This window comes from Aerosakkonema funiforme FACHB-1375, from assembly GCF_014696265.1.
GTDB lineage: Bacteria > Cyanobacteriota > Cyanobacteriia > Cyanobacteriales > Aerosakkonemataceae > Aerosakkonema > Aerosakkonema funiforme_A.
The window spans coordinates 1-5828 of record NZ_JACJPW010000214.1 but is presented as its reverse complement, the minus strand read 5'-3'; the positions used below and the strand labels follow the sequence as shown (position 1 = coordinate 5828).

The 5828-nt window shown below is 44.1% G+C and carries 6 protein-coding genes and 5 pseudogenes; 7 read left to right on the top strand and 4 right to left on the bottom strand.

Going from position 1 to position 5828, the window contains the following annotated elements:
- Positions 1–428: 428 nt before the first annotated feature.
- The 3 genes and pseudogenes from H6G03_RS36765 to H6G03_RS36760 all read left to right on the top strand — a co-directional run.
- Positions 429–1085, top strand: a pseudogene (locus H6G03_RS36765) (MltA domain-containing protein); the annotation flags it as partial.
- Between the two features lie 309 nt (positions 1086–1394).
- A pseudogene (locus H6G03_RS39955) lies at positions 1395–1541 on the top strand (glycoside hydrolase); the annotation flags it as partial.
- Positions 1542–1611: 70 nt separating this feature from the next.
- Positions 1612–1782: a hypothetical protein gene (locus tag H6G03_RS36760; RefSeq protein ID WP_190475829.1), complete on the top strand. Its 171-nt coding sequence runs from the start codon at positions 1612–1614 to the stop codon at positions 1780–1782.
- Positions 1783–1894: 112 nt separating this feature from the next.
- On the opposite strand, the gene H6G03_RS36755 is transcribed toward H6G03_RS36760, so the two are convergent.
- Positions 1895–2272, bottom strand: coding sequence for a hypothetical protein (locus H6G03_RS36755; protein ID WP_190475827.1), 378 nt, complete (start codon positions 2270–2272; stop codon positions 1895–1897).
- A 227-nt stretch (positions 2273–2499) separates the two neighbouring features.
- Between H6G03_RS36755 and H6G03_RS36750 the strand changes: the two are divergent.
- Positions 2500–2749 (top strand): annotated as a pseudogene (locus H6G03_RS36750) (helix-turn-helix domain-containing protein); the annotation flags it as partial.
- Positions 2750–2801: 52 nt separating this feature from the next.
- Positions 2802–2990: pseudogene (locus H6G03_RS39950) on the top strand (hypothetical protein); the annotation flags it as partial.
- A gap of 176 nt (positions 2991–3166) precedes the next feature.
- Here H6G03_RS39950 and H6G03_RS36745 read toward each other — a convergent pair.
- Positions 3167–3397, bottom strand: a complete 231-nt coding sequence (locus H6G03_RS36745) for an EF-hand domain-containing protein (RefSeq protein WP_190475823.1) — start codon at positions 3395–3397, stop codon at positions 3167–3169.
- 389 nt (positions 3398–3786) lie between these two features.
- Here H6G03_RS36745 and H6G03_RS36740 point away from each other — a divergent pair, with 389 nt between their 5' ends.
- Positions 3787–4530: an SDR family oxidoreductase gene (locus H6G03_RS36740; protein ID WP_190475822.1), complete on the top strand. Its 744-nt coding sequence runs from the start codon at positions 3787–3789 to the stop codon at positions 4528–4530.
- A gap of 167 nt (positions 4531–4697) precedes the next feature.
- On the opposite strand, the gene H6G03_RS36735 is transcribed toward H6G03_RS36740, so the two are convergent.
- The gene (locus tag H6G03_RS36735; RefSeq protein WP_190475820.1) at positions 4698–4838 is read right to left on the bottom strand and encodes a hypothetical protein; all 141 of its coding nucleotides are present in this window, start codon (positions 4836–4838) and stop codon (positions 4698–4700) included.
- Between the two features lie 134 nt (positions 4839–4972).
- Here H6G03_RS36735 and H6G03_RS36730 point away from each other — a divergent pair, with 134 nt between their 5' ends.
- Entirely contained in the window at positions 4973–5596 is a 624-nt protein-coding gene (locus tag H6G03_RS36730; RefSeq protein ID WP_190475817.1) for a hypothetical protein, read from the top strand.
- Here the strand turns inward: H6G03_RS36730 and H6G03_RS38585 are convergent.
- Positions 5538–5721: pseudogene (locus H6G03_RS38585) on the bottom strand (hypothetical protein). The gene H6G03_RS36730 and the pseudogene H6G03_RS38585 overlap by 59 nt on opposite strands.
- Positions 5722–5828: the final 107 nt, after the last annotated feature.

Sequence of the window (5828 nt, the reverse complement as noted above, 5' to 3'; positions counted from 1 at the left end):
TAATTGTGCCGATGCACGATATGCCTACGGCACGCTGTGCGAAGGCACTCCTGCAAGTGCCTTAACAAAAGTTCATACAGTGTCGATTACTTTTGTCCGACTACTTAATATTATGGGATGGGGACATCTTCGTCAGTAGCGCGATCGTTAATTATGGGGAAGATTTGAAGTTCTTCCATAACTATCACAGTCTGCCGAGCGCACGATTACCGTTTGTAGAGTCTATTGACCTGATAGTAGACACTTATACAGCCTATTTTCAACACTCGATCGCTCTTTCGTAAATGAATTGGAAACTTGTTTTTATCACCCTCAGTTTGGGGTCGATTCTAATCACTCTTTCAGGCTGCATACAACCCTTTAGGAATAAAGCGGTCGAGCGAGTCCAACAGAAACAGCCAGAATATTCGGCTATCCCCGAATATGATATGCCCATTTTTGAGTTACCAGCGCCATCCGGCGTACCGCTCTTACCCGTCCCAGAGTCGGCTTTTCAGGTTTGTTGTCATTCAGGCATCTGGGGTTTGGATGAACAGATTTGGGGTGAAAATGGTGAGCAAAAAGACAAGCAAGCACTACTAAGTGCGATCAATAAAAGTTTGCGTTACCTGGAAACTCCTACTGCGGCTACTGCTTACCGACGCTATAGAGTTACAAAAATTACACGCTCTCGCGTCAAAAACAGTCTCAAGCGATTCCGAGAATTAGTGCTAAAGTCTAATTCGCCTCAAGAACTTCAGGCAGCTGTGAAACGGGAATTTGTGTTTTATCAGTCTGTCGGTAAAGACGGTTTTGGCAGTGTTTTGTTTACTGCGTACTATGAGCCAGTTTATACTGCCAGTCGTTATCCTACCTCAGAGTATCGCTATCCCATCTATCGCCGACCGCCAAATTTGGCATCTTGGCCTAAACCCCATCCTACTCGACTGGAGTTGGAGGGTGCGGATGGCTTGCAAGGGTCGAAAGGGAAACTGCGGGGATTAGAATTATTTTGGTTGCGCGATCGCATGGAAGCATTTGTCGCTCAAATCGAAGGTTCAGCCAGACTTGTGCTAACTGATGGTACCCAAACAACAGTGGGATATATTTTAGTATCTTTGAGCGAGTGTTATTCGGCTGAATAGCGAAATCACCTTGTAAATAGAGTGGCGAACCGAGCGCAACCTTGACAGTAAACAGGCAATATGTTAATCAAGTCAAAAACCATTGTAACCTATCTGGTTTGAACGGATAACTTTTATTATTACCAATTTATTTATGGATATATGTAATAACAGATGACAAGACAAATATAAAATATTCCGGAGTAATCTTTAAATTTCTAGTACTTACTACTATTACCTAAATATTATAAATATTAACTTGAGCTAATAGTTATCCGGCCTTAGAGCTGGTTTCGGGATGATGATGGACAGTGGTATCTATTCTATGCCCGCGATTTTCTAGATACCGGAGACGGCGTTCGGGCTGACACCGTTCTCATGGTTGCGCGTTTGGAAAGCGTGACCGAGCTGGTAGACGAAGATCGCGTTGTTTTACGTGTTTGCGTATGTTTTGTAGCAAAAATATCTTCAGTCGGGAATTCTGTATGAGAAACTACATTTCTTTTTTATGCAGCAATTTATATCTTGCACGATAAACCAACGTTCGTTGATACAGATCGTCGTGCGATCGATCTCCTACTTCCGCCCACAATTAAAAGCGATCGCGATTCTCCTCGTTCTAATCGGCGTATCAGGCGGACAGCGACAACGTTTAGCGATCGCGCGTGCAATATTATGACAACTTCAGATCGATTTGGTAGCACGGCTTGCTGATTATCTACACCAATGCGATCGCTTTTACTATCACTGCTTTTGTGAATTTAACGGTTTAATTGAGGTGCGATCGCGGTTTAAAAGCGAATCTGGCTGATATGAATCACGCCGTACCGATCGTCACCACAGGCATCGGTGGAAAGCCACTGTTGGCTATTGTCATAGAATCGATAGACGTTTATCTGACGACGAGTGGTAATCCTACAGACAATATTACCGTTTGGTCGATCGCGAACGTTAGATGGGGGAGCGAACACGGTTGCCTTTCGAGCACCAGTAGCGTGGTAAGTAGAATCGGCGTTCGATGCACTGGCTGGTGATGGGCGATCGAATGAGAGGCTTCGATCGCTGAGTGATTGAGTCTTGTAATCCTGATGCCGTCGCGCCTGAACGGGTAGTGCAATGGTAGAACCTGCAAGTAGCATTGCCGTCACCAATGAAGTCAAAATCTTCATAATTAAGTGTATTTATTGAAGTGCAGCCTGGAGGCGGGTAAAGCAAAGATTAGCCATCCATTATCTTCTATATTTTCATTTTTCTGCCTGTAATTCCTAATTCTAAGGGCAGAAATCAAACACCCAACATCTTCTCTAAAATGATTTGGGCTCTAATCTGTCAATTGAATGATGAGAAAATGTCTAAGTATATATATTTATCTCCTGGAATATTAAATCTAATTGTAGTCTTAAGCGACCAAGTACGCGAGGGTACGCCCAATCTCTTCAGCACCGAGCAAGTGATACAGATAGTAGCGCTCGCTTGTGAAAAACCAGTGGAGTCAGAACGTCCAGTCAGTCATTGGACACCAGGAGAGCTACCACTCTTATGCGATCAAACGTTCAATTGTAGAAAATATTTCACCTCGCAGCGTCGGGCGTTTTTTAAAAAGAGGCAACTTTACAACCCCATCGTCATCGTTATTGGTTAAATAGCAATCCAGATGACCCGGAAGAATTTAGACAACAAGTAGCCAAAATTTGTCAACTGCATCAACAAGCATTAGAATTATTTAACCAAGGAATTCATCTGATTAGTACAGATGAAATGACTGGAATTCAAGCATTATAAAGGCTTCATCCGATGAGTCGGATGAAGTTTAAACAGGTGAAAAAGGTAGAATTCGAGTACATTAGGCATGGAACTCAAACATTAATTGGTAATTGGCATATTGCTCTCATGTCAAATCCTCAGTCCTTACTTTGGCCAAACCTTTTGTCTGGCAATTCCAGGGCTACCCACAGCCCACTTGAACTGGTGGATTATTTCTGCCCCGCTGCACTAGATATGATTGGCTCAATGCCCATTTCACCAAATCTGCGTCAGAACCTATTTAGTGTGTGACGCGACAGCTAGGTTAAATTATTTGCTTTCTTAACTACTTCCTTTAACTCTTCAAAGGTGATACTACCGTCTTTATCTCCATACCTAGCTAGCAATTCCTGGGGACTACTCATACCTGTTTCAGCCGAGATGATTGCAGTTAAACCAGGGCTTAAAAAAAGCTCATGAATGGAGACTTTGCCGTCTCGATCTCTATCTAAGGTATTAAAAAGAGATTGAAGTTCTTGCTCAGTTGCCATAAGTTTCTATCTGAATTAATTGTTCAATTTAATAGCTTTTCATTAAATAAACTTATATCTTTAGACGTAGAAACGGGTATCGCTGGGGGCTTAGATTTTTCTCTTGTTTACGCTCCCTTTTTCTCCTATACATGACATCTGCTGTTTTTTTGGCTTTTTTTGGGAACTTTGTCCCAATTCTGGCCTAATCCTACTTTTTCTTTACTCATTTAACGGCAGAGCAACGCTTTCCAGCCAGAAAATTATTAAGTTATTTTGCCATCTTTGTGAAGATATTTGCGATTTAATGGATAGTATGTTGGCGGGTAGTCCTCACACGCTTTGGGTAGCAACCAAAGTATTACCAACCGTTGAACCGGAAACCAACGTTCTGACATCAAGCATTGAATATGAATCACACACTTAAGAACAAACGCGCACTCATCACGGGTGGCAGTCGCGGTATTGGGGCAGCGATCGTTAAGCGTTTAGCCAGTGAAGGCGCTGATGTTGCTTTCACCTATAGCAGTTCACCCGCTCGAGCCAATGAAGTTGCACAGGCAGCACAGGCGTTAGGTGTCCGGGCTGTCGCCATCCAAGCTGACAGTGCTGATGCTAGTGCGGTAGTCGCTGCGGTTGAGCAAACGGTGGATCGATTAGGCGGCATTGATATTCTGGTTAATAGTGCTGGTGTGCTGGCAATCGCTTCGCTAAATGATTTCAAACTGGAGGACTTCGATCGCACCCTTGCCGTTAATGTGCGTGCTGTCTTTGTCGCAACGCAAGCCGCAGCCAAGCATATGCAAGCAGGTGGACGCATCATTAACATTGGCAGCACCAACGCCGAACGGATGCCCTTTCCAGGAGGTGGTGTATATGCGATGAGCAAATCCGCTTTACAAGGTTTGGTACAAGGGCTATCCCGGGATCTCGGACCGCAAGGCATTACGATCAATAACGTGCAGCCAGGACCGATCGCGACGGAAATGAATCCTCCAACTGGGGAATTTGCTGAAATGCTTACGAAGCACATCGCAGTCGCCCGCTATGGCACTGTTGAAGAGGTTGCGGGCATGGTCGCTTATCTAGCGAGTCCTGAAGCAGGTTACATTACAGGCGCAAACTTGATGATTGATGGAGGCTTCAGCGCCTAACTATCGATGATTTTAGATATCGTATTCACCCTACGCGATCGCGACAGTATGCGCTTGCCAATTCTCAAAAGTATTACCAGAGAACTTAGAAGAATAATCAAGTTCGTTGTGTAGATACGCTTTCATACGCCTATTGCACTAACTGTCGCTTGTTCGTTCATCATTTTCTATTCTCCATCCATGTGTGAATGAACAGAATGCGGTTCAGTCCCACAGAAAACTTTATCTATATTACTTTGGCTCTCCATACCGATCGCACCAGATCGCCGCTTTTTCCGGCTAGGATTAATTTGTTGGTTAATCCTCATATCAAAATTTGTACTTTAATCTGTTAAGAAAGCAATTCTCAATGGCTTAATTTCTTACCCGCGCCTGCTTTAGAGCCTTGACAGTCGAGGTTATGAAAATTCGTTATTCGACATTCAACTATTAAAAAACCACAATGGCAGCCAGAAAATCACCCAAGCCGAAACCAAACGAGATCGCATCTGTACCTACTAAGCCAACTATCATCGCGCTCAAGTCACAGAAGTCTACTCAAACGCCGCCAGCACCGGAGTCTTTGCAACAGGATGTGGAGCCACCCGCACCAGTGGCGGCACCCACATCAGTTGAGGCATCCGCATCAGTTGAGCCACTCACACCAGTTGAACCATCTGGAGCGCAATCAAAGCCAACGAAATTACCACCACCGATCAAACGAGCTAAAACACCTCTGCCAGATATTACTCAGGAGCTAGAAGCTACACCGACTCCAGCCGAACCTTCACTAGAAGGGGATGCCTCTTCAGTGCCAAACAATGCCCTTTTTCAAGTGATTGGTATTATCGTGGGTGATGTTCGCTTTGATGAAAACGAACTAGCGTCGATTTCAATCGAGCAAAAGCTGTACTCTCTGTTCTACGCCCCTAGACACAAAAAGTCTTATGAGGGACTTAAAAAACAAATCGAGCGCACAGGTAATCACAGACAACGGTTGCTTGTTTATCCCAGAGTGACCCATTTCCCTAAGCGAGAGCAAAATCATCGAATTGGTTTTCAGCTAGTTGCTTTTGAAGGGTATTAAAAGAACGAATCAAGCGATCGAGACAACCGCGTTCTTCATCACTGATGGATTCGTCGAGGATTGCAGCCATCATTCCATAACGGTCAGCTTTGGTGAGGCGATGAGGTATCGGTAAAGGTAGCCATTAAGTAGTCGGACAAAAGTAATCGACACTGTATGAACTTTTGTTAAGGCACTTGCAGGAGTGCGATCGCTACCCACGGATAGTACAAATGTATTGTAAAAATTGACA